General features: G+C 69.6%; 21 protein-coding genes. 11 read left to right on the top strand and 10 right to left on the bottom strand.

The window, feature by feature from the left end:
• The first annotated feature begins 20 nt into the window (after window positions 1-20).
• Genes A4X17_RS17075 through A4X17_RS17065 form a run of 3 tightly spaced genes read left to right on the top strand, consistent with a single transcriptional unit; the run spans window position 21 to window position 3218 of the window.
• The gene (locus A4X17_RS17075; RefSeq protein WP_231884427.1) at window positions 21-1355 is read left to right on the top strand and encodes a sugar ABC transporter substrate-binding protein; all 1335 of its coding nucleotides are present in this window, start codon (window positions 21-23) and stop codon (window positions 1353-1355) included.
• Window positions 1352-2296, top strand: a complete 945-nt coding sequence (locus tag A4X17_RS17070) for a carbohydrate ABC transporter permease (RefSeq protein WP_079003469.1) — start codon at window positions 1352-1354, stop codon at window positions 2294-2296. Before A4X17_RS17075 ends, A4X17_RS17070 begins: the two co-directional genes overlap by 4 nt.
• Entirely contained in the window at window positions 2289-3218 is a 930-nt protein-coding gene (locus tag A4X17_RS17065; RefSeq protein WP_082916258.1) for a carbohydrate ABC transporter permease, read from the top strand. The genes A4X17_RS17070 and A4X17_RS17065 overlap by 8 nt, the downstream gene beginning before the upstream one ends.
• Before the next feature lie 72 nt (window positions 3219-3290).
• On the opposite strand, the gene A4X17_RS17060 is transcribed toward A4X17_RS17065, so the two are convergent.
• The 7 genes from A4X17_RS17060 to A4X17_RS17030 form a co-directional block, all read right to left on the bottom strand.
• A complete protein-coding gene (locus A4X17_RS17060; protein ID WP_064296849.1) occupies window positions 3291-4490 on the bottom strand; it encodes an acyl-CoA dehydrogenase family protein in 1200 nt (399 codons plus the stop codon).
• Window positions 4487-5668, bottom strand: coding sequence for a hypothetical protein (locus tag A4X17_RS17055; RefSeq protein WP_064296848.1), 1182 nt, complete (start codon window positions 5666-5668; stop codon window positions 4487-4489). Before A4X17_RS17055 ends, A4X17_RS17060 begins: the two co-directional genes overlap by 4 nt.
• Entirely contained in the window at window positions 5665-6330 is a 666-nt protein-coding gene (locus tag A4X17_RS17050; protein WP_064296847.1) for a methionine ABC transporter permease, read from the bottom strand. Before A4X17_RS17050 ends, A4X17_RS17055 begins: the two co-directional genes overlap by 4 nt.
• Window positions 6323-7489, bottom strand: coding sequence for a methionine ABC transporter ATP-binding protein (locus A4X17_RS17045; RefSeq protein ID WP_082916257.1), 1167 nt, complete (start codon window positions 7487-7489; stop codon window positions 6323-6325). Before A4X17_RS17045 ends, A4X17_RS17050 begins: the two co-directional genes overlap by 8 nt.
• 100 nt (window positions 7490-7589) lie before the next feature.
• A complete protein-coding gene (locus A4X17_RS17040) occupies window positions 7590-8570 on the bottom strand; it encodes a MetQ/NlpA family ABC transporter substrate-binding protein (protein WP_064296846.1) in 981 nt (326 codons plus the stop codon).
• A 220-nt stretch (window positions 8571-8790) separates the two neighbouring features.
• On the bottom strand, window positions 8791-9018 hold the full coding sequence (locus A4X17_RS17035) for a hypothetical protein (RefSeq protein WP_064296845.1): 228 nt from the start codon (window positions 9016-9018) through the stop codon (window positions 8791-8793).
• 121 nt (window positions 9019-9139) lie between these two features.
• A complete protein-coding gene (locus A4X17_RS17030; protein WP_064296844.1) occupies window positions 9140-10411 on the bottom strand; it encodes a hypothetical protein in 1272 nt (423 codons plus the stop codon).
• 142 nt (window positions 10412-10553) lie between these two features.
• Between A4X17_RS17030 and A4X17_RS17025 the strand changes: the two genes are divergently transcribed.
• A complete protein-coding gene (locus tag A4X17_RS17025; RefSeq protein WP_064296843.1) occupies window positions 10554-11936 on the top strand; it encodes an MFS transporter in 1383 nt (460 codons plus the stop codon).
• Between the two features lie 27 nt (window positions 11937-11963).
• Here A4X17_RS17025 and A4X17_RS17020 read toward each other — a convergent pair whose 3' ends face one another.
• Window positions 11964-12455 carry a MarR family winged helix-turn-helix transcriptional regulator gene (locus A4X17_RS17020; RefSeq protein ID WP_064296842.1) on the bottom strand — a complete coding sequence of 164 codons (492 nt, stop codon included), beginning with the start codon at window positions 12453-12455 and terminating at the stop codon, window positions 11964-11966.
• A gap of 38 nt (window positions 12456-12493) precedes the next feature.
• Here A4X17_RS17020 and A4X17_RS17015 point away from each other — a divergent pair, with 38 nt between their 5' ends.
• Both A4X17_RS17015 and A4X17_RS17010 read left to right on the top strand, forming a co-directional pair.
• A complete protein-coding gene (locus A4X17_RS17015) occupies window positions 12494-12736 on the top strand; it encodes a hypothetical protein (protein ID WP_064296841.1) in 243 nt (80 codons plus the stop codon).
• Window positions 12737-12817: 81 nt separating this feature from the next.
• Window positions 12818-13855, top strand: a complete 1038-nt coding sequence (locus tag A4X17_RS17010; RefSeq protein WP_064296840.1) for a DUF418 domain-containing protein — start codon at window positions 12818-12820, stop codon at window positions 13853-13855.
• A gap of 58 nt (window positions 13856-13913) precedes the next feature.
• Here the strand turns inward: A4X17_RS17010 and A4X17_RS17005 are convergent, their stop codons facing one another.
• Window positions 13914-14711: a hypothetical protein gene (locus A4X17_RS17005; protein ID WP_064296839.1), complete on the bottom strand. Its 798-nt coding sequence runs from the start codon at window positions 14709-14711 to the stop codon at window positions 13914-13916.
• 79 nt (window positions 14712-14790) lie between these two features.
• Here A4X17_RS17005 and A4X17_RS17000 point away from each other — a divergent pair, with 79 nt between their 5' ends.
• The 5 genes from A4X17_RS17000 (at window position 14791) to A4X17_RS16980 (ending at window position 19561) form a co-directional block, all read left to right on the top strand.
• Window positions 14791-15204 carry a helix-turn-helix domain-containing protein gene (locus tag A4X17_RS17000; RefSeq protein WP_064296838.1) on the top strand — a complete coding sequence of 138 codons (414 nt, stop codon included), beginning with the start codon at window positions 14791-14793 and terminating at the stop codon, window positions 15202-15204.
• Window positions 15205-15321: 117 nt separating this feature from the next.
• On the top strand, window positions 15322-15723 hold the full coding sequence (locus tag A4X17_RS16995) for an MmcQ/YjbR family DNA-binding protein (RefSeq protein ID WP_064296837.1): 402 nt from the start codon (window positions 15322-15324) through the stop codon (window positions 15721-15723).
• A gap of 95 nt (window positions 15724-15818) precedes the next feature.
• The gene (locus A4X17_RS16990) at window positions 15819-17321 is read left to right on the top strand and encodes a hypothetical protein (protein ID WP_064296836.1); all 1503 of its coding nucleotides are present in this window, start codon (window positions 15819-15821) and stop codon (window positions 17319-17321) included.
• A 23-nt stretch (window positions 17322-17344) separates the two neighbouring features.
• Window positions 17345-18727, top strand: coding sequence for an LLM class flavin-dependent oxidoreductase (locus A4X17_RS16985; RefSeq protein WP_064296835.1), 1383 nt, complete (start codon window positions 17345-17347; stop codon window positions 18725-18727).
• A 384-nt stretch (window positions 18728-19111) separates the two neighbouring features.
• The gene (locus A4X17_RS16980) at window positions 19112-19561 is read left to right on the top strand and encodes a hypothetical protein (RefSeq protein WP_157583589.1); all 450 of its coding nucleotides are present in this window, start codon (window positions 19112-19114) and stop codon (window positions 19559-19561) included.
• Between the two features lie 100 nt (window positions 19562-19661).
• Here A4X17_RS16980 and A4X17_RS16975 read toward each other — a convergent pair whose 3' ends face one another.
• Window positions 19662-20903 (bottom strand): acyl-CoA dehydrogenase family protein, encoded by a 1242-nt coding sequence (locus A4X17_RS16975; protein WP_064296833.1) that lies wholly within the window; start codon window positions 20901-20903, stop codon window positions 19662-19664.
• Window positions 20904-20940: the final 37 nt, after the last annotated feature.

Genomic DNA, 20940 nt, shown 5'->3' with positions numbered 1-20940 from the left:
ACCTCGAAAGGACTCCAGTCATGCCTTCGCCGTTCATGAACCGCAACAACGCATCCGGCGGTCGCGCCCGCCGCCGGGCCGTCCTCAGCGGCATCGGCCTCCTCGCCGCCGCCGCGCTCACCGCCGGCTGCAGCACCGGTGGCGGGGGCGCCACCGGTGGCGAGTACGCCGCCGCCCCGAAGGACCTGAAGGCCGAGATCACCTACGGCGTCTGGGACCAGGCCCAGGTCGAGGCGATCGACGCCAACATCGAGGCCTTCAACAAGGTCTACCCCGACATCACGGTCAACGTGAACGTCACGCCCTGGGCCTCGTACTGGTCGAAGCTCCAGACGCAGGCCTCGAGCGACACCCTGCCCGACCTCTTCTGGTTGAACGGGCCGAACTTCCAGGTCTACGCGGCGAACGGCAAGATCGAGCCCATCACCGGGGCCGTGAAGGCCGGCGACATCGACCCGAAGAACTACCCGGAGGCCCTGAACGAGCTGTACTCCCTGGACGACACCCAGTACGGCGTGCCGAAGGACTTCGACACGATCGGTGTCTGGGTCAACACGGCGCTCTTCGAGCAGGCCGGCGTCGCGCTGCCCGCCGACGGCTGGACCTGGGACGACTTCGACACCGCCGCGCAGGAGATCTCGACGAAGCTGAAGGACCAGGGCGTCTATGGTGCCGCCGGCGGCATGGACGGCCAGACCACCTACTACAACACGATCCTGCAGGCCGGCGGCGAGGTCATCAACGCCGACCAGACCGAGTCCGAGTACGACAGCCCCGAGGCCCAGGAAGGGCTCCAGTTCTGGACGGACCTCATCGCGGACGGCTCCTCGCCCAGCATCCAGCAGCTGACGGACACGCCGGCCGACCAGTGGTTCACCTCCGGCAAGCTCGCCATGTACTGGGGCGGCAGCTGGCTGCGTCCACTCGTCGGTGAGTCCGACGTCGCCGCCACCGCCCAGGCCTTCCCGCTGCCGACCGGCAAGGAGCAGGCGACGGTCATCCACGGCGTCTCCAACGTCGTCGCGTCGGCGAGCAAGAACAAGCAGGCTGCACAGGCCCTGCAGGTCTTCCTGGCGAGCGAGGAGGCCCAGCAGCAGCAGGGCGACCTCGGCGCCGTCATCCCCGCCTACACCGGTACGCAGCAGTCGTTCGTCGACTCCTACCCGACGATGAACCTGCAGGTCTTCCTCGACGCGCTCGACTACGCCAAGCCGCTGCCGGTGTCGGAGAACACCGCCGCCTGGAACGCCCTCGAGGTCGAGCTCCTGCCCGACGCGTTCAGCGGTGACAAGCCGGTCGCCGACGTGGCGAAGGATCTCGCCGAACAGATGAACGCCGCGCTGGCCAAGAAGTGACCGGTCAGACCGTGCTGCGCACCCCGTCGGCGCCACGCTCCTCGCGGAGCGTGGCCCGGCGGGGTGCCGCCCGCGGCGACGGCGCCTGGCCGTGGGTCTTCGTCCTCCCGCTGCTCACCGGCATCGGCGTCTTCTTCATCTGGCCGATGATCCAGACCGCTTACTACTCGTTCACCGAGTGGGGAGTCTTCGGCGGAACCACCTTCACGGGCGTCGAGAACTACGTCCGGTTGTTCGCCGACCCGCGGCTCTACGCCTCCCTCGGCAACACGCTGATCTACACGGCGGTGGTGCTCCTCGGCATCCCGATCGCCGTCTACCTCGCTAGCCTGTTGAACCTCCCCGGCCTGCGGTTCGCGAGCTTCTACCGGGTGCTCTTCTTCCTGCCGTACGTCGCGATGCCGACCGCCGTGGCCATCGTCTGGCGCATCATCTTCAACGGTGATTTCGGCATCCTCAACTACACGCTGTCGCTCGTCGGTGTCGACGGCCCCTACTGGATCAGCACGCCGGGCACCGCGATGTTCGCCGTGGCGATCGTCGGTCTCTGGTCGTCGCTCGGCTTCTCGATGATCATCCTGGCGTCCGGACTCAAGAACATCGCGCCGGAGCTCTACGAGGCGGCCGAGCTCGACGGCGCCACCCGGTGGCGGCAGTTCCGTTCGATCACGGTGCCGCTGCTCACCCCGAGCATCTTCTTCGTCACGATCATCACGGTGATCTCGAGCTTCCAGCTCTTCGACCTGCTGTACGCGATCCTCGGCAGTACCAACCCGGTGCTCCCGAAGAGCATGTCGCTCGTCTACTTCTTCTACGACCAGGGCTTCGTCCAGAACGACAAGGGCTACGCGGCGGCGATCGCGATCGTGATCTTCCTGATCATCGGACTCGTCACACTCCTGCAGTTCCGGCTCCAGAAACGATGGGTGAACAATGACTGAGCAACTCACCGCCACGGCACCGCTCACCACCCGTGCCGTCACCGTTCCGGGTTCGGGCCGTCCGTCCGCCGCGTCCGCGCGACGCCGCGAGGCCGGTCGGCCCGGCCAGCGGCGCGGGTCGCACGTCGTCGCCCACATCGTGCTCGGCGTCGGTGGCCTCATCATGGCGTTCCCGTTCATCTGGCAGATCATCATGTCGCTGTCGACGAACGCGGAGGTGCAGAGCGTGGTCCCCACGTTCTGGCCGGCCGAACTGCAGTGGCAGAACTACGCCGCGGTGTTCGAGCGTCTTCCGTTCCTCGATCAGCTGCGCACGTCGATCGTCATCACGGTGATCAGGACGCTCGCGCAGATCGTCCTCTGCACGATGGCGGGGTACGCGTTCGCGCGGATGCGGTTCCGCGGACGCGCGGTGCTGCTCGCCGTGACGCTGTCGATCCTCATGGTGCCGTCGCAGGCGTACCTCATCTCGCAGTACCAGATCGTGCAGGGCTTCGGGTGGCTGAACACCACGCTCGGCATCGTCGCACCCGGCCTGTTCAGCGCGTTCGGAACCTTCCTCATGCGGACGGCGTTCCTGAACCTGCCGACGGAGCTCGAGGAGGCGGCGCGGATCGACGGCGCCGGACCCTTCCAGATCTTCTGGAAGATCATGCTGCCGCTCGCCAAGCCCAGCATCAGCGTCCTCGCCATCACGACCGTGCTGTGGTCGTGGAACGAACTGCTCTGGCCGCTCGTGGTGTCCACGTACGCCAACTCCATGCCGCTCGCCGCCGGTCTCGCGACGCTCTCGAGCGACAAGACGACGGACTACCCGGTGATGATGGCGGCGTCGATCCTCGCGATGGCGCCCGTGCTCATCCTGTTCATCGTCCTCCAGCGCCGGGTGATCGACGGGCTGGCGTTCTCCGGGCTGAAGTAGCACTTCGCCCCGGTCTCTGAGCTTGTCGAAGGGTGGTTCCTGAGCCTGTCGAAGGGCGTGACCGGTGGGGCGTCAGGCCTCGCCGGTGCTCCACCAGGAGGCGATCGGTGTCCCGTTCACGACGTGGTCGCCGATCGCCCTCGCCTTGAAGCGGGACGGGTTGTGCGAGGCGATCGTGCGGGCGTTCCGCCAGTGCCGGTCGAGCGCCCGGTGCGTCTCGACGGCACTCGCGCCGCCGACGTCGAACAGGGCAGTCGAAGCGTCGAGCACGGCGGGCAGGATCACCAGCTGCGCGCGCGCCGTCGCGAGTTCGACGTCGGCGATCCGTTCCTGGACGAGATCCGGGTCGGCACCGAGGATCGCCGCGCTCGAACGACCGAGTGCAGTCGTCGCGGCGGCCAGTGCGGCATCGGCGGCGAACGACTTCGCCGACAGCTCGCCGACGACCTCCTGCACGATCGGGTCAGCTTGGGCGGTCGCGGCCGCGCCGTGACTGTAGGTCCTGGTCCGAGTCCGGACGAACGCGCCGGCGTCGTCGACGATCGCGCGGCCGATGCCCGTCACCGCCGCGAGCAGGACCAGCTGCACGAACGCGCCGCCATGCGAGGGGCGCTCCGGCTCGCGCCGGGTCACCGTCGACGGTTCGACGGGGACCTCGGTGAAGACGGTGGTGCCGCTACCCGTCAGTCGCTGGCCGAACCCGGTCCAGTCGTCGATCCGATCGACACCCGCGGCGTCCGTCTCCACGAGCACCGAGACGAACTCGCCGTCCTGCTCAGCGGCGACCCCGACGAGGTCGGCGAACAGCGTCCCCGTGCTGTAGAACTTGGTTCCGTTCAGTCGGAGACCGCCCGGCGTCTCGGTGAGCCGGGTGGCGAGCGAGCCCACCTTCGCGGCCGACCGCTCGTGGCTCGCGTTGCCGACGATGGCTCCGTCGGCCAGTCGGGCCAGACGCGCCTCACGGTCCGCCGACGACGGCGTGTGCAGGGTGCGGTCGATGTAGGAGAAGTGGGAGCGGAACAGCTGCGCGAGGTTCGGATCGCGCCTGGCCAGCTCGGCGAGGAGCTCGAACAGCTCCCCGTGCGTGGCGTCCTCGCCGCCGTACCGTCGCGGCAGCGTCACGCGGGTGAAGCCCGCCGCTCGGAGCGCCTCCACCTCGGCATACGGCAGCCGGCGCTCTCGCTCCCGTGCGACGGCGTCCCGCCCGAGCTCGTCGAAGAGCGGCGCGAAGCGCTGCGCCAGGTCGCGGTCGACCGTCGCCGTCTCGCTCATGCCCGCTCTCCATCCGCCGGAACGGGCTCGGTCTCGGGCCGCGCCCCCGGAGCCTGCCACTCGGGCAGGGTGCCGTTGAGTTCGAACTGCCCGAGCGCCGCCGAACGCTGGACGGCGGGATTGTGGGAGGCGATCGTCCGGACGTTCCGCCAGTGCCGGTCCAGCGCGGTCGACCGGCCGACAGCGGAGGCACCCCCGACCTCGAACAGGCGGCTGAGCGCGTCGAGGACGAGCGGAAGGACGACCTGCTGGACGCGGAAGACCTCCAGCAGCGCCGAACGGGCGGCGTCGGGATCGGTGGCCGGCCCGTCCAAGGTTCGAGCGGACGCGAGGACGAGCGCGCGGGCCGTGTGCACGACGCTGCTGAGCTGGCCCACGATCGACTGCACGAGCGGATCCTCGCGCGGCAGGTGCTCGCCCGCGTGGCCGACGGTCCGTCGCCTGGCGCGCACGTAGTCGACGGTGTCCTCGAGGGCGCGTTGCGCGATGCCGGCGACGACACCGAGCAGGATGAGCTGTTGGAGTGCGCCCGTCCGGTGCCACGCCGCCGCGTCGCCGCTGTGGACGACGAGGTCGCGCTGGTCTACCGGCACGCGGTCGAAGGTGGTCGTCCCGCTCCCGGTCAACGGCTGCCCGAAGCCGTCCCAGTCGTCCACCGAGCGGGTTCCCGGATCGTGCGCGGACACGGTCACCGCGACGCGGTCGGTCCCGTCGAGCGCGGACAAGTAGATCCAATCGGCGTAGATGCTGCCGGTCGTGTAGTACTTCGTGCCGGTCACCGTGAGCGACTCGCCGTCGCGGTCGAGGACGGTCTCGAGGTGGGCGGTCGCGTGCCGCTCCGACTGCGCGTTCCCGACCAGGTCGCCGGCGTTCAGCCGGGCGAACCAGTGCTCCCGATAGGTGTCGTCGGGGGAGGCGAGCAGTGCCTCGACGAACAGGATGTGCCCTCGCCAGACGTGCCCGAGGCTCGAGTCGGCCGCCGAGAGGTCGATGAGCCGCTCGAAGAGCTGCTCGAGGGTGAGTCCGCCACCCCCGGATGTGATGGGGACCCTGGCTGCTGCGAAGCCCAGGTGCTTCAGTTCGGCGACCTCGTCGAACAGGAGGCGCCGGTCGGTCTCGCGCGCTATGGCGCCGCCGCGGATGGCGGAGAGGAAGGAGTCGAAGTCGTCGGCGCTCATCGGTGCAGCACCCGCTTCGCCAGCACGTTGCCGAGCAATTGGGCGAGCTGCACGAGCAGGACGAGCGTGACGACCACGAGTCCGACGACGATCCAGTCGAACCGTTGGTAGCCGTAGGTCATGGCGAGGTCACCGAGGCCGCCGCCGCCGAGCACCCCGGCCACGGCCGTCGCATCGACGAGGGCGACGAGGATGTACGTCAGCCCGAGGATGAGCGGGCCGAGCGCTTCGGGCACGACGATCGTGAACAGCACCCGCACGGGGCTCGCACCCATGGCCGCGCCGGCCTCGATGGCGCCCGGTGAGACGGCGACGAGGTTCGACTCGGAGACGCGCCCGATGGCGACGCTCGCGACGAGGATGAGCGGGATCGTCGCCGGAAGCGGTCCGAGGCCGGTGCCGAACACAAGCCGCGTGAGCGGGATGAGCGCGATCGCGACGATGAGGAACGGTACCGGTCGGACGACGTTGATGATGACGTTCAGGACGCCGAACACGACGCGGTTCTGCAGGAGGTTGCCGGGCCGGCTCGCGTAGAGCAGGAGGCCCAGTAGGATCCCGATGACCGTCGCGACGGCGAAGGAGACGGACACCATGAGGCCGGTCTCCCCGATGGCCTTGAGGAGACGCGGGAAGAACGCGTCGGGATCGAAGTCACGCATGGGTGTGCTCCTTCAGGGTGTCGGGGTCCTCGGCGAGCGGTTCATACCCTTCGACAGGCTCAGGGACTGAAGCAAGCTCAGGGACCGGCGTGGACTCAGAGACCGGTGCAGGCTCAGGGACCGGCGCGGTCGGGGCAGGGTCGATCGCGGTGACGGTCGCCGTGGCGCGGAGCCCCGCGATGGCGGCGTCCACGCGGTCGTCCGGTCCGAGCAGCTCGACCGTGAGACTGCCGAACAGTCGCCCCTGCAGTTCGTCGACGCCGCCGAACACGACGTTGAAGTCGATGTCGTTGTCGCGGGCGACCCGCGAGAGGAACGGGTGGTTGGTGTCGCGGTCCTCGACGTGCAGCTGGACGAGGCGCCCGTGGTGCACGGCTCGGATCTTCGCGAGCACCTCCTCGGAGGGGATGTGGTGGAGCACCGACGAGACGAAGCGTCGCGCTGTCGCGGTGCGTGGCGCCGAGAACACCTCGTACACGCTGCCCTGCTCCACCACCTCGCCGTCCTCCATGACGGCGACCCGATCGGCGAGTTCGCGGATGACGTCGATCTCGTGGGTGACGAGCAGGATCGTGACGGCGTACTCCTCGTTCACCCGCCGAAGGAGTTCGAGGACCTCGCCGGTCGTCTGCGGGTCGAGGGCGCTGGTGGCCTCGTCGGAGATGAGGATCTCCGGGCGGGTGGCGAGGGCGCGGGCGATGCCGACCCGCTGCTTCTGCCCACCGGAGAGCTGCGACGGGTAGGCGAGCGCCTTGTCGCTCAGCCCGACGAACGCGAGCAGTTCTTCGACGCGGTCGAGGATCTCGGCGTCCGGCACCTTCGCGAGTTTGAGCGGGTAGGCGATGTTCTTGTAGACGGTCCGAGACTCCAGGAGGTTGAACTGCTGGAAGATCATGCCGATCCGTTGACGCGCGGCGTACAGCGCCTGCCCGGCGAGCGCGGAGATCTCGAGGCCCTCGACGACCACCCGCCCGCTCGTCGGCCGTTCAAGGGCGTTGACGGTGCGCAGGAGCGTCGACTTCCCGGCGCCGGAGTACCCGACGATGCCGAAGATCTCGCCCCGCTCGACCGCCAGGTCGACGTTCCGCAGCGCCTCGAAGGCGCGGCCCTTCACCTCGAACGTCTTGCTGACGCCCTCGAAGACGATTGCTGTGTTCATCACCTGCTCCTCTCGCGGGAGGGCCGTCCGGGAGACCCCGGACGGCCACTGCGTGGTGGCGGCCGGTCATCGCGGGAGGCGATGATCGGCCGCCGTCGTCCTACTCGGCTTCGGCTTGGAGCTCGGCGAGCTTGTCGCGGAGGTCCTTCACCGGAACCTTCACGAGGATCGAGTTCCCGGCGAACTCGTCGTCGAGCGCCTCGGCGACGCGCGGGTCGGCGTAGGTGTCCTCGAGGATCTTCCAGGCCGGGTTGTCCTTGTCCTCTTCGCGGGTGGCGATGACGTTGACGTAGGGCAGATTCTTCTCGGAGAGCGAGTCGTCGAGGAAGAGCGCGTCGTCCTTCGTGATGCCCTGGCTCGGGTCGAAGTAGGAGGTCCCGACGACGACGGCCGCGAGCGACGGGTCGTCGAACTGCTGCGGGATGCTCGTCGCCGGCAGCGGCACGAACTGGAGGTTCTTGTCGTTCGCGGTGACGTCCTCGACCGTCGGGAAGTTCCCCGCGTCCGCTGCGATCTCGATGAGTCCGGCCGCAGCCAGGATGTTCAGGGCACGACCGCCGTTGGACGGGTCGTCCGGGATCGCGATGCGCGCGCCGTCGGCGAGGTCCTCGACGTCGGTGAGCGTCTTCGAGAAGATCCCCCACTGCGTGATGACGGTCGAGAACACCGGCGTCAGGTCGGCGTCGTTCTCCGCGTTGAAGGCCGAGAGGTAGAGGATGTGCTGGAAGGCGTTCGCGTCGACGGTGCCGGCGACGAGTTCGGTGTTGGGCAGGACCCAGTCCTTCACGTTCACCCACTCGACGTCGAGGCCCTTCTCGGCGGCGACCTCCTTGACGGCGTCCTGGAACTGCGTGTCCTCGGACACCGCGATCTTCACGCTGAGGCGCTCGGCGGGTGCGCCGGAACCGGTCGCCGCGTCGGCGGTCCCGTTCTGGCCACCGACGACGACCGAGACGACGACGGCGATCGCGGCGACGGCGACGACCGCGACACCGCCGATCAGCAGGTTCCGGCGCTTCCGCTTGCCGGAGGCGATCGACGCCCGCAATTCGCTCGGTTCTGGTCCCGTGTGCTCACTCATGATGGTCCTCGGCTCTGTCTGTGGGTGCACTGGTGCGTGCACGGAGCCAGTCTCCACAGGCAGGCGGAGTGACGCCCGTTGCGTTACCGCGGACCGTCACCGTTCGAGATGAAACGTAAACGCGCAGCACGGACGGGCGATCGTCCCTACACTGCGGCGCTCCGCACCGCCGGTCCCTGGACGCGCCTCTTGCGGTCCCTGAGCTTGTCGAAGGGTGGGGTCAGGCGGGGTGGATGAAGTTGCTGCGGCGGCGGGCGAGGCGTCGCCCGGCGAGCTGATCGAAGATCGGGCAGTCGGGTGAGGGGAGCGGCGACCCGTGCTCGGTCGTCGCTCCGGCCAGGCGGGTCTGCTCGGGAGGAGAGGACGTCACCCGCGCGTCGAACCCGTGGGTGAGCGTCGTGAAGATCGGGGACGGGGAGAGCGGCTGGCGCGCGGACGAGCTGGGCACGGGATCCTCTCAGGGGTCGATTGGAGACTGCGCGATCCGGTGGGCCCGCCTCACGACAGCGATACTCATATTCTAGAACATGAATGAGGCGTGAACGGCCAGGCTCGGCACGTCGCGAGGGTCACCCGACGTCGTATCGCGCCAGCGCGTCCGCGTCCTGGGCGATCCGAGAGGCCCGACGGGCGGCGTCGAGCGCCTCGACCGGATCGTCGACCGCTGCCGCCTCCGCGAGTGCGAGCTGCCGCTGTGCCTCGGCGAGGCGGGTCCTCGCGTCGGCACCGACCCTGCCTCGGTGCGCGGAGATCACGTCGACGGCGACGCGGATGTTGCTGTCCGCGGTGAACAACGCCCCGCGCATCGCCTCGCGTGCGTTGTCGAGACGTTGCTGCGTGCTGCGGGCGGTCGCGAGAGCTGCGTCGAGGTCGATGTCGGCTGCGCGAACCACCTCGAGACGTCGCATCGGATCGGGCAGGACGCGGTCGCCGTCCGGGGATGTGGTCGACTCCGCCTCCAGAAGTGCGCGGTTCGCCCGCTCGACGGCGGTCGCGATGACGGCGGCTGTCTCCGCGCGTTCCACCGTCGCACCCAACGCCTCCGCTTCGGCGATCACCGTGCGGAGCTCACGCCCCGCTGCGGCGAGTTCGGTCTCCGCTGCGGCGATGCCCGCGAGCGAACGCTCGACGGCGTCCAACCGGTCCTCCGCCTGCTGCAGCTCGCGCCCCAGGGCGTGCAGTGCCGCGGCGGCCGGTCGGCCGGTGTCGATCCGATCCTTCGTCGTCGCCGCATCGTCCGACGCCCGATCGACCGTGTCCTGCGCGGTCCGGCGGAGCACCCGGGCGTCTTCGACGGCGCTCGCCGCATAGCGCTCGGCCGCAGAGGTGATCGCGAGGCCGGTGGTGGTGAGTCGTTCGCGCGCGCGTTCGATGCGTCGCTCGAGCCGGTCGAGGAGGTCGGGGGCCGAGCGCTCCGCTCCACGGCGTTCGTCGAAGCCGCGCAGCCGGGCGCTCAGGGTGCGTTCGACGTCCTCGCAGACGCTGATGATCCGCTCGTTCCAGGCGCGACGCTGCGCCTCCGTGTCGGCGATCTCGTCCTCGAGCGACTGGCGGAGCCGGAACGCCTCCCCGAGCGCCGAGCGCGCCGAGGCGACGTCGGCGGCATACCCGCGAGCGGCTTCACGTCCGAACTCCGCTTCGGCGAATCCGACCTCGTCCTCGGCCTCGCGGACGGCATCGTCGGTGCGGACGAGGGCGATGCCCGCCCGGCGGTGGAGGTCGTCGATGGAGGCGACGGGGGTCTTCGGATGGCGCCGACGCAGCAGGGTGACGAGCAACCAGACGATGATGCCGACGCCGCCGAACACGATGAGCGAGGGGAGCCACCACAGGTCGTCCATGGGCTCCAGTCTATGAACGCGGAGCGGGGATCGGCTGGGAAGGACGTGGCGTCGGGCGTCGGTCGTCGACGGTGTTCCGACGCCCGTCGAGCCTCCTCGGGATCGCGCTCGACACGTCGGTCCGCGGGGCTACCCTGAACCCATGACCCGCCAGCAGCGCCTCGTGCTCACGATCGCGATCCTCTCCTCGTTCGTGGCGTTCCTCGACGGCTCGGTCGTGAACGTCGCGCTCCCTGCGATGACGAAGGAAGTCGGCGGTGGGCTCATCGTGCAGCAGTGGGTGGTCGACGCCTACCTGATCACCCTCGGGTCGCTCATCCTGCTCGCGGGCTCGCTCTCCGACGCGTTCGGGCGCATCCGCATCCTCCGCATCGGGCTCATCGGCTTCGGTGTCACCTCGATCCTGTGCGCGGTCGCACCGACCGCCGAGGTGCTCATCATCGCGCGGCTGCTGCAGGGTGGTGCCGCCGCGTTGCTCGTCCCGAGCTCGCTCGCCATCATCATCTCGACCTTCAGCGGCGTCGCGCAGGGCAAGGCGATCGGCACCTGGACGGCGTGGACGGGAGCCGCGGGCATCACCGGCCCGCTGCTCGGCGGCGTGCTCGTCGACACGCTGTCCTGGCGCCTCATCTTCGCCATCAACATCGTTCCGATCCTCGTGACCCTGTGGCTCATGATGCGCACCGATCGCGTACCCGAGCCTGAGCACCGTCCCCGCATCGACGTGGTCGGCGCGGTGCTCGGCGCCGTCGGGCTCGGCGGCCCTGTCTTCGCGCTCATCGAGCAGGAGCGCTACAGCTGGTCGAGCCCGATGCTGCTCGTGCCGCTCATCGGCGGGGTCGTGTCGTTCGTCGCATTCCTCTGGTGGGAGCGCCGCCACCCCGACCCGATGCTGCCGCTGTCGCTCTTCCGCGTGCGGAACTTCGGCTACGGCAACATCGCGACCGTCTTCATCTACGGTGCCCTCTCGCTCGGCTTCTTCGCCATCGCGGTCTTCATCCAGCAGACGGCGGGCTTCAGCGCCACGCTGGCCGGCATCGCGACGCTGCCGCCGACGCTCGTCATGCTCGCGTTGTCGTCGTGGTTCGGCAAGCTGGCCGGCAAGCACGGACCGCGGCTGTTCATGACGGTCGGGCCGATCATCGCCGGCGTCGGCTTCCTCCTGATGATGGGTGCCCAGCAGGATCTGAACTACTGGGTGCAGCTGTTCCCGGGCATCCTGCTCGTCGGTCTCGGCCTCGCGATCACGGTCGCGCCGCTCACCGCGGGCATCCTCGGGTCGATCGACCCGGCCCATGCGGGCATCGGATCGGCGGTCAACAACGCGGTGTCGCGCGTGGCGGGCCTCGTGTCGATCGCCTTGGTCGGCATCATCGCCGGTGGCGCGCTCGGCGTCGACGGGTTCCCGCGGGTGGTCCTGGCGACCGCCGTGTTCATGTTCGTCGGTGGCGTGGTGTCGTTCGTCGGCATCCGGAACCCGCGGACCGCGACCGCACCGGAGACGACGACCTCGTCGCAGGCCTGACGACCTCGCCGGGCGCCGGGATCTCGATCAGAGCGGGTCGGCCCCCGTGACGGCGGGCGCGGTGGTGGCCGCCCCGATCACCGCGTGGAGCATCTCGCGGAGCTGGGTGAGGTGCTCGGCGTCCATGCGGAGCTCGTTCATGACCCGGTGCGGGATGGCCTCCGCCTGGGCGCGGAGCTCACGGCCGGCGGTGGTGAGCGAGACGTCGAGGACGCGCTCGTCGAGTCGGCTGCGGTCGCGTCGGACGAGCCCTGCGGTCTCGAGGCGCTTGAGGAGCGGGGACAACGTCGCCGGCTCGAGCTGCAGTGCTCCGCCGAGGTCCTTGACCGAGCGCGGGCTGTGCTGCCAGAGCGCGAGCATCACGAGGTACTGCGGATGGGTGAGACCGAGCGGTTCGAGGATCGGTCGGTAGAGCGAGATGACGCTGCGCGACGCGACGGCGAGCGCGAAGCAGACCTGGTTCTCGAGCTGGAGCAGATCGTCGGCCGTGGCGACGGTGGTGGATTCGTTGGCGGTCACGGTCCCATCGTACCCAAATGATTAGTACACTCATCAATATGAGCGAGAAACGATCCTTCCGGGAGTCCGTGCGCGAGGCTGGTGGTCTGTACGGCTGGGTGAACGGCCGCATGTGGAAGGTGCTCGGACCGCCGCCCCTCGGTCCCTACAACGAGGAGCCGTTGCCGCCGGCCGCACAGTCGGGGTGCCCGATCTGCGGCCATGCCATGTCGGAGCACATCGTGGACCGCACGACCGGCCCGCGCACGCAGCTGCACTGCCCGAAGGCCCCGGCCGCCTGAGGGCGATCTCCATCCCGGGTGGCAGGACGTCATCCCGTGGGTGCATGCGGTGCCCCACCACAGCTGCTGAACTGGTGATATATGTCTCAGGTCAACATTTCCTCCGCGCCGCCGATCCCGTCCACCGACGACGCCTCATCGCGTCGGTGGCACCTCATCGACGCCCTCCGTGGGTTCGCGCTCGTCGGGATCCTCTTCGTCAACGTCCCCGACATCACACGGCTCGGCAGCGACATCCCGTTCGACCGACGACAGTCGACGCTCATGGACACCGTGCTCGAGTTCGCGGTGCAGACGCGGTTCGTCCCCATCTTCGCCTTCCTCTTCGGGCTGAGTGCAATGCTGGTGATCCAGTCCGCCCGCCGCCGCGGCACCGGCGCGCTCGTCCCGATGCTGCTGCGTCTCGGAACACTCCTCCTCATCGGGATCGCGCACGGGTTCCTCTACCCGGGGGAGATCCTCCGCGAGTACGCGATCTGCGGGATCCTCATGCTCCCCCTCATGCTGTGGTTGCCGCGCTGGGCGTTGCTCTGGTCCGGCGTCGTGCTCACCGTCGCCGCGTATGCGGTCACCGGTGGTGGCCTCACCACCCTGCCCGGACTGTTCCTCGCCGGTGCGGGGGCGGCGGCGTACGGCTTGCCGAAGGTGCTCGACGCCGGCGGACGGCCCGTGTGGATCACCTTCCTCGTGGCGACGGCCCTCGCCGTCCCGGCCATCGTGTGGCAGACCACCGAGCCCGGCGACCCACGGTTCACGAACGCCGGTGGGATCGCGGGCGGGATCCTGGCCGTCGTGTACGTCACCGGATTCGCGTTGCTCTGGCAGACACCGGTGCGTCGAGTCCTCGCAGCCGTCTTCGAACCCCTCGGCCGCATGGCGCTCACCAACTACCTCGCCGCGAGCGCCGTGTTCGTCGTCGTCGGGCTGCTCGTCCCCTTCCGGGAGATCGACGACCTGGCCGCGGTGAGCGTCGGAGCACTCGTGCTCATCGCGGTGCAGTCGGTGCTCAGTCGCCTCTGGCTGCGGCACTACCGCTACGGGCCGGTCGAGTGGGTCTGGCGGATGGCCACCTGGCGTCGCGCCGTCCCGCTACGGGGTGCTGCGCTGCCAGCCGCCTGAGCGCTGAGTCGCCCGGAACTGCGCGGTTTGGGCTCGGATTCGTGCAGTTCCGGGCGACTCAGCGGGGCGGAAGGGAGGCGGCGGCGACCGCGACCGTGTCCGCCGGTTCGCGTCCGAGCAGGGTTCGGAGGTCGTCGCCCGCGCCGTCGAGGAATCCGTGCCGGACGCCGGTGAAGATCGACATCAGCATGGCGGGTTGGAACGGCTTGAGTGCGGCCTCAGCCAGCGCCGTCCGCTGCTCGGCGAGGGAGACGGTGCGGTGCGGGACGGCCAGCCGATCGGCCACCTGCGCGGCCGTGATCGGTTCGCCCACGAGGTCGTAACCGCGACCGACGTGGTCCGACGGGGACATCGCGACGACGGCCGCGGCTTCAGCGAGGTCGGCTCGTGCGACGGCGGCGAGCGCCCCGTCGCCGAACGCCGAGCCGAGCGAGTCGCCCGACCAGGACAGGAGCGACCCGAACAGTTCGGCGTACAGGCCGTTCCGCAGGATCGTCCAGGACAGGCTGCTGCGCTGCAGCCGACGCTCGGTCCACCGGTGCGCGAGCGCGAACGCGAGGTGGTCTCCGGCCGAGGTGAGGCTCGTGTACACGACGTGCTGCACCCTGTCCCGCTCGGCCGCGGTGATCGCCGTCTCGTGTCGGGCGATCACGACGTCGTCCTCGGCTTCGCCCGCCGATACGAGGACGAGCGTGTCGACCCCGACGAAGGAGACGGTGTCGGGGTCGTCGAAGTCGATCCGTCGTGCGCCACCCTGTCCGCTGCGGTTGCTCGCGAGCGGTGCAGCCCCACGGGTGGTGAGCGCATCGACGATCGCGCCGCCGAGTTGGCCGGTGGTTCCGGTGACGAGGATCATTTCAGGGCCTTTCGGTGTTCGGATTGATGACTCGGACGAGTCTGCGTCCCCTGTTCCGGCCCCACAAGAAGGCACTTCCATGTCACTCACGCACACCGCGGTAACCGCCGACCTCGAACCCTGCGGCAAGGAGGACCACCCGGACTGCGGCATCCGGGACGTCCTCGACCGAATCGGAGACACCTGGTCGGTCCTCGTCGTCGTCGAGCTCGCGTCGGGTGACCGCCGGTTCCGTGAGCTCCAGCGGGCGATCGACGGGATATCCCAACGCATGCTGACGCTGACCCTCCGCAGACTCGAACGCGACGGCCTCGTCGACCGGACCGTGTACCCGACGGTGCCCGCGCAGGTGTCCTATGCCCTCACCCCGTCCGGTGCGGGGCTCTCCCACCTGATCAAGACGCTCGCCGACTGGTCGCTCGAGCAACGGCCGGCGATCGCGGCGTCGCGTTCGGCGTACGACGCCGCCCACCCGGGGCACCGCATCCGGTGATCGCTGTCGCGCCTCGCACCGAGAGTGCTCGTTCTGTTGTCTGAAGCGCCAAGCAAGCGCAGAACAGGCACGCTCGATGGGCTGTCGCGTGATGCCCGCGCGGAGTAGCGTCGGTGCATGGAGCATCCGATCGTGCACGAACCCGACGACCCGTTCGTCGAACGTGTCAGACGGTTGTGCCTCGCCTATCCGGAGGCCGTCGAAACGTTCGGCCACGGACGCCCACGGTTCAAGGCGGGCAAGCGCGTGTTCGTGACCGTCGGGTCGGAGATGCGCATCCCGCACAGCATCACGTTCACGCCGGCCGAGGAGGAGCGCGGCGCCTGGCTCGAGGACAGGCGGTTCTGGTCGCCGAAGTACGACGGCCCGTCGGGGAAGCTCGCGTTCGACGCCGGTCTCGACGGCGACGACAGCCGCACGCTCGACGACGTCGACTGGGCGCTGATCGCCGAACTCATCGACACCTCGTACCGGCAGGTCGCCCTCCAGCGACAGCTCCGGGCGCTCGATGCACGCTGACCGGGGGCCGGCCCGGCCGCGGCAGCATCTCGGAAGGGCCGTGCGAGACTGGCGACCGGGGGAGCGTCATCGAGACGCATCGGAAGTGGGGAGCCATGAGCGACGGGGGCGCAGCCGGGGCATCGTCGGAGCGCGATGACGCCGAGGTGAGCGACGTCGGACCCGTCGTCGCGACCTCGACCGTGGCGACCTCGTCCGAGCCCGACGACGCGTCAACGGACCCGCAGTACCCCGCCGGCCGATCGCCGCGCGTCGCATTCCTGATCGCGTACCTCACCCGCTCCCTCGACCTCGCCGTCTCGGCCGTCCTGATCGTCGGCGTCGGGGGCGTCATCACCACCCTGTTCAACCTCATCGGCCAGGGTCTGCGTCCCGAACCGCCCACCGGGTCGTACGGCCCGGACGCACCGATCGTGCTCGGCGGACCGTCGGAGCTCTGGTACCAGATGCTCGGCTCGCTCGGCGGGTGGATCCTCGTCGCCGTCGGCGTCATGCTCGTGATCGTCCAACCCGTGATGGAGGTCATCCGTCGCGTGACACCCTCTCGCGGGCTCGCCTACCTGGGCGGCCTGACGGCGGTCGTGGGCGCCGGGATCGGCTTCGGCGTCCTCGTGATCTTCGGGATCTCGCCGTGGACGTGGCTGGGTGCCAACCTGGGATCAGCGCTCGCGTTCCTCCTCTTCGGGCTCATCGCCTACGGCATCCCCGTGCTGATGGTCGCCGCGGTCATCATGCTCCTCACGTTCGCCATCGGCCGCCGGCGGGTGCGGGTCGTGACCGCTGGGCTCGCCGGACTCGTCGTCGTCGCCGTCATCGTTGCGTCGACCGGCGCGTTCCGTCCGCCGCCCGCGCGTGAGGTGGCCGCAGCGCAACGCTCAGAGGCTGTGGACGGATTCACCCGCGCGCTCGCCGACATCGACGGGATCGCCGACATCGAGGTCGTCGGTCACGGTGCGACGGTGACGATGTCGCTCGACGCCGGCGTCGGGCAGGTGCTCGGCGCGGCAGACGCGGCGAAGCGGGCCGGCGAGGAGCTCGAGGGGATCGCGATCGTCGTAATCCAGCGGGAGGCCGACCCGACCTCGCTGGCCCAGCAACAGGATCCGCCGCGCGGTCCGTGGCGTGTACAGCTCGTGCCGAGCGATCAGAGCATCGACGAGCTCGCCGACGAACTGCAGCAGCTGATGCTGACGGAGCGGCTGCAGGTGTCGATCGCCGTCACGGAGGGGGCACCGCTCATCACCGTCTTCTCCATGGACACCCTTCCCGCTGCGGTCAGGGAACTCCGGGCGATCTACCCGGACGGCGCGCACTACCGCGTGCCGGAACGCTTCTCCATGGCGGACGACCCGAGCGAGCTGAGCATGCCGATGGTCGACGCCATCCTCGCCGTGGTCGAGGCCACCCCCGGCGTCGAGATCGAGGTGACGACGCAACCGAAGCTCTGGATCACCGACGTGACGCCTGAGCAGGGCGCCGCGATCGTCGCCATCCTGCAGGACCCGGCGCTCGTCGGGACGAGTCCGTCCGGATATCCGGTCGACTACTCGATCAACACCTCCGGTACCGACCAGGACCTCGAGGGCACCTTCGGCTGAGCCGCTGCCGGTAGCGTGAGGGCATGACCGCCGCTCAGTCCTCCCGCCTCCAGTTCGGTGCCTTCGTGATGAACACGGGCTCCCACATGCAGCACGGCCTCTGGCGCCACCCGGACGCGAAGCAGCACACCTTCGACGACGTGAACCTCTGGGTCGACCTCGCGAAGACGCTCGAGCGCGGCCGGTTCGACACGATCTTCTTCGCCGACGTCGTCGGGGTCTACGGCGGCGCCGGGGCGTCCTTCGATGTGAACGCGCGTGAGGGCATGCAGCTGCCGAGCAACGATCCGTCCATGCTGCTGTCGGCGCTCGCGATCAGCACCGAGCACCTCGGGCTCGCGTTCACCTCGTCGATCCTGCAGGAGCACCCGTTCACCTTCGCCCGGAAGATCTCGACGATCGACCACGCGTCCGGCGGGCGGGTCGGCTGGAACATCGTCACGAGCTTCCTCGAGAACGCCGCGCGCAATTATGGGCTCGACCGTCTCGTCGAGCACGACGAGCGGTACGCCTGGGCCGAGGAGTACGTGGCGGTCGTCGGCAAGCTCTGGGAGGGGTCGTGGGACGACGGCGCACTCCTCGCCGACAAGGCCAGCGGCGTCTTCGCCGACCCCACCAAGGTGCACCGGATCGACCACGTCGGCGAACGGTACCGAGTGGAAGGCCCGCACCTGTCGTCGCCGTCACCGCAGCGCTCGCCGCTCCTGTTCCAGGCCGGCTCGTCCGGTGCGGGGAAGGCGTTCGCCGCGAACTACGCCGAGGTGCAGTTCATGATGGCGCCCAGCATCGAGGCGGCGCGGGCGTCCGCGGAGTCGACGCGCGCGCTCGTCGCCGAGACCGGCCGCGACCCGCGCGACGTCAAGTTCTGGCAGGCGATGTCGTTCATCATCGGCAGCACCGAGGAGGAGGCGAAGCGTATCGAGGCCGAGTACGACGACCTCCTGTCGGCCGACGCGTTCCTCGCGCACTCGAACCTCGGCACCGACCAGGCGACCGGGAAGCCGATCGACCCGGACACTCCGCTGAAGGACGTCGAGACCCAGGGCGGGCACAGCATGCTCGAGGCACTGAAGGCCCTCTCGCCGGACCGCGAGCCGACCGTCCGCGACCTCGCGAAGCTCACCGCGAAGCTGCGTGGCCGTGTGGTCGGCACGCCGGAGCAGATCGCCGACCACCTGGCCGAGTGGCGCGCGGCCGGGATCGACGGGATCAACGTCGCCAACTGGATGATCCCGCACTCCTACGAGGTCTTCGTCGACGAGGTCATGCCGGTGCTGCAGGAGCGCGGGCTCGCCCAGCGCGAATACGCGCCGGGAACGCTCCGAGAGAAACTCTTCGGCGCGGAGCCCACCCTCCCGGAGACGCACCCGCTGCGCGCCTACCGGGGCGCCTTCGCCGGCCGCTGACCCCCGCCCGCTCGGCAGCAGGACATCCGCCCGAGAACAGGACGTTTCCCGTTGAAACGTCCTGTTCTCGGGCGGATGTCCTGCCCTCGTGCCGCGGGCTGCCGGCAGGTGGCCTCCGGTGTGACGTCCCGGTCCCCGACCATCGAGTGACCTCCTCCGGTCCCTGAGCTTGTCGAAGGGCTCGTCCGGTGGGGCTGCCCTTCGACAAGCTCAGGGACCGGCGAGGCTGCGGTTCAGGGACCGCGTATGGCTCAGGGACCGGCTGTGTTCTGGGGTTGCATGCCGTCTGGCTCCTGCGGCCTCGCCGCGCTACCCGGCGGCGGTCGGTGGCATGCGCCTGGGTCGCCAGGTATGGTGGCCCGCACGGAACCGAGGGAGGCTCAGATGACCACCGCTACCACGATCGCTGCTCCGCACCGGGGGCCGATGCCCGCTGGTGAGGCTCGACGCATCGTCGCCTCGGGGGCTATCTCGGTCTTCGGGTCTCTGCCTTCCTTGGCATCGACGAAGGTGCTGGACGCCCCGGCGCTCTTCATCATCGGACCCCTCGGGTTCATCATCGCTGTGGGTGTCCTCGCCACGAGCGCGCGACAGGCCCGCGTGCCGGCTGACTGGCTCGACGGTGGAGTCGTCGCCCTGCGGATCCTCGGCGCGGTCGTCCTCGTAGGCGGGGTGGCGGTGTTCCTCCTCGGGCTCGCGACGTCGCCTGAATGGGCTCTGACGTACTGGCTGTTCGTGCCGGCGTCGGCGGGAATCGGTGTCTGGCTGTTCATTGCAGGAGCGCCACGGCTCCGACCGGACGTCGTGTCGTCCGCCGACGGGTCCGCTAGCTGACACGCGTCGGCGCGGCAGCAGGACATCCGCCCGAGAGCAGGACGTTTCGACGCGGAATGTCCTGCTCTCGGGCGGCTGTCCTGTCCTCGTGCCGCGGGGCCTACTCCGGCTTGGCCGTACCGACGGCCCAGACGAATGGCGGCGGCGTTCCGTTGATGGACCAGTCGCCGACGATCCGCGTCTTGTAGATCACGGGGTTGTGCGACGCGACCGTGCGGGCGTTGCGCCAGTGGCGATCGAGGGCGCTCGTGCGGCTGACGGCCGAGGCCCCGAGCGTGTTGAAGAGCAGCGTCGCGGCGCGTGGCACGAGCTCCGAGAGCACCACCTGCGCCTGGGCGGAGCGGATCTCGGCCTCGATGTTCGCCTGCAGGTCGTCCGCGGAATCCCGGTCGGCGGCCGTCTCAGACGCACGCTCGATCGCCGCGGCGACCCCGAGGACGGTCTGCTTCGCGACGAACGCGATCGACGAGATCTCGCCGACGACCGCCTGGATCTGCCCGTCGTCCTTCACGAGCGGCGCGAGACCATGCGTGTACACGCGGGTGCGCGCACGGATCTGCTCCCCGGCGTCGCGCTCGACCGCCGCCGCGATCCCCGCGTGCACCGCGATGAGCACGTGCTGGTAGAGCGCCGTCTGATAGCGGAACCGGTCGGTGAAGGGGTGCAGCTGGTCGGCGTCGACGACGGCGTCCTCGAACACGATCGTCCCCGTGCCGGTGAGCTGCTGCCCGAAGCCGTCCCAGTCGTCGGCGATCGTCACACCCAGCTGGTTCGTGCGGACGAGCACGGTGACCTCGGTGTCGGGCTGCCCGTCGACGACCAGGCGCGCGGTGGCGTCCGTCCAGTCGGCGTAGATGCTGCCCGTCGTGTAGAACTTGCGGCCGTTCACGACGTAGCGGCTGTCGCGCTCGGTGACGACCGTTCCGGAGACGCCGAGTGCGCCGGAGCCGACCTCGCTCCAGGCGTTGCCGACGATCTCACCCGCGACGAACCGCTCGAGCCAGGCGGTGCGGCGGTCGCTCGGGGCCGCGACCAGCTGGTCCTCGACGAGGGCGATGTGGCCGCGGAAGATCTGCGGGAGGTTCGAGTCCGCCGCTGCGAGTTCGATCAGGAGCTCGGTGAACTCCGGGAAGGTGAGTCCCGAACCGCCGAACTCGGCGGGGACCCGGAGCGCGCCGAAGCCGGCGGCGGCGAGCTTCCGCACCTCCTCCCGCGGGAGCCGGTGCTCGAGTTCGCGCTCCACGGCGCCTGCCTGGATCTCAGCGAACAGCGGCAGGAGCAGCTCCCGGGCGGCCGCGAAGCCGACCGGGCGGGCGGTGGTGGAGGTGGTGGCGGAGGTCATGTGGTTCCGTTCCGGAGGCGGCGGTGGGCTGGTCGTG

Origin of the sequence: Plantibacter sp. H53, from assembly GCF_001650455.1 — a bacterium.
GTDB lineage: Bacteria > Actinomycetota > Actinomycetes > Actinomycetales > Microbacteriaceae > Plantibacter > Plantibacter flavus_A.
This window is presented reverse-complemented; position numbering and strand designations above follow the sequence as displayed.

What these genes read in the sequence shown, in the direction of transcription:
- A4X17_RS17075 (WP_231884427.1), top strand. Translation starts at nt 21, where the DNA reads ATGCCTTCGCCGTTCATGAACCGCAACAACGCATCCGGCGGTCGCGCC.
- A4X17_RS17065 (WP_082916258.1), top strand. Translation starts at nt 2,289, where the DNA reads ATGACTGAGCAACTCACCGCCACGGCACCGCTCACCACCCGTGCCGTC.
- A4X17_RS17060 (WP_064296849.1), bottom strand. Translation starts at nt 4,490, where the DNA reads ATGAGCGAGACGGCGACGGTCGACCGCGACCTGGCGCAGCGCTTCGCG.
- A4X17_RS17055 (WP_064296848.1), bottom strand. Translation starts at nt 5,668, where the DNA reads ATGAGCGCCGACGACTTCGACTCCTTCCTCTCCGCCATCCGCGGCGGC.
- A4X17_RS17050 (WP_064296847.1), bottom strand. Translation starts at nt 6,330, where the DNA reads ATGCGTGACTTCGATCCCGACGCGTTCTTCCCGCGTCTCCTCAAGGCC.
- A4X17_RS17045 (WP_082916257.1), bottom strand. Translation starts at nt 7,489, where the DNA reads ATGAACACAGCAATCGTCTTCGAGGGCGTCAGCAAGACGTTCGAGGTG.
- A4X17_RS17040 (WP_064296846.1), bottom strand. Translation starts at nt 8,570, where the DNA reads ATGAGTGAGCACACGGGACCAGAACCGAGCGAATTGCGGGCGTCGATC.
- A4X17_RS17030 (WP_064296844.1), bottom strand. Translation starts at nt 10,411, where the DNA reads ATGGACGACCTGTGGTGGCTCCCCTCGCTCATCGTGTTCGGCGGCGTC.
- A4X17_RS17025 (WP_064296843.1), top strand. Translation starts at nt 10,554, where the DNA reads ATGACCCGCCAGCAGCGCCTCGTGCTCACGATCGCGATCCTCTCCTCG.
- A4X17_RS17015 (WP_064296841.1), top strand. Translation starts at nt 12,494, where the DNA reads ATGAGCGAGAAACGATCCTTCCGGGAGTCCGTGCGCGAGGCTGGTGGT.
- A4X17_RS17010 (WP_064296840.1), top strand. Translation starts at nt 12,818, where the DNA reads ATGTCTCAGGTCAACATTTCCTCCGCGCCGCCGATCCCGTCCACCGAC.
- A4X17_RS17005 (WP_064296839.1), bottom strand. Translation starts at nt 14,711, where the DNA reads ATGATCCTCGTCACCGGAACCACCGGCCAACTCGGCGGCGCGATCGTC.
- A4X17_RS17000 (WP_064296838.1), top strand. Translation starts at nt 14,791, where the DNA reads ATGTCACTCACGCACACCGCGGTAACCGCCGACCTCGAACCCTGCGGC.
- A4X17_RS16995 (WP_064296837.1), top strand. Translation starts at nt 15,322, where the DNA reads ATGGAGCATCCGATCGTGCACGAACCCGACGACCCGTTCGTCGAACGT.
- A4X17_RS16990 (WP_064296836.1), top strand. Translation starts at nt 15,819, where the DNA reads ATGAGCGACGGGGGCGCAGCCGGGGCATCGTCGGAGCGCGATGACGCC.
- A4X17_RS16985 (WP_064296835.1), top strand. Translation starts at nt 17,345, where the DNA reads ATGACCGCCGCTCAGTCCTCCCGCCTCCAGTTCGGTGCCTTCGTGATG.
- A4X17_RS16980 (WP_157583589.1), top strand. Translation starts at nt 19,112, where the DNA reads ATGACCACCGCTACCACGATCGCTGCTCCGCACCGGGGGCCGATGCCC.
- A4X17_RS16975 (WP_064296833.1), bottom strand. Translation starts at nt 20,903, where the DNA reads ATGACCTCCGCCACCACCTCCACCACCGCCCGCCCGGTCGGCTTCGCG.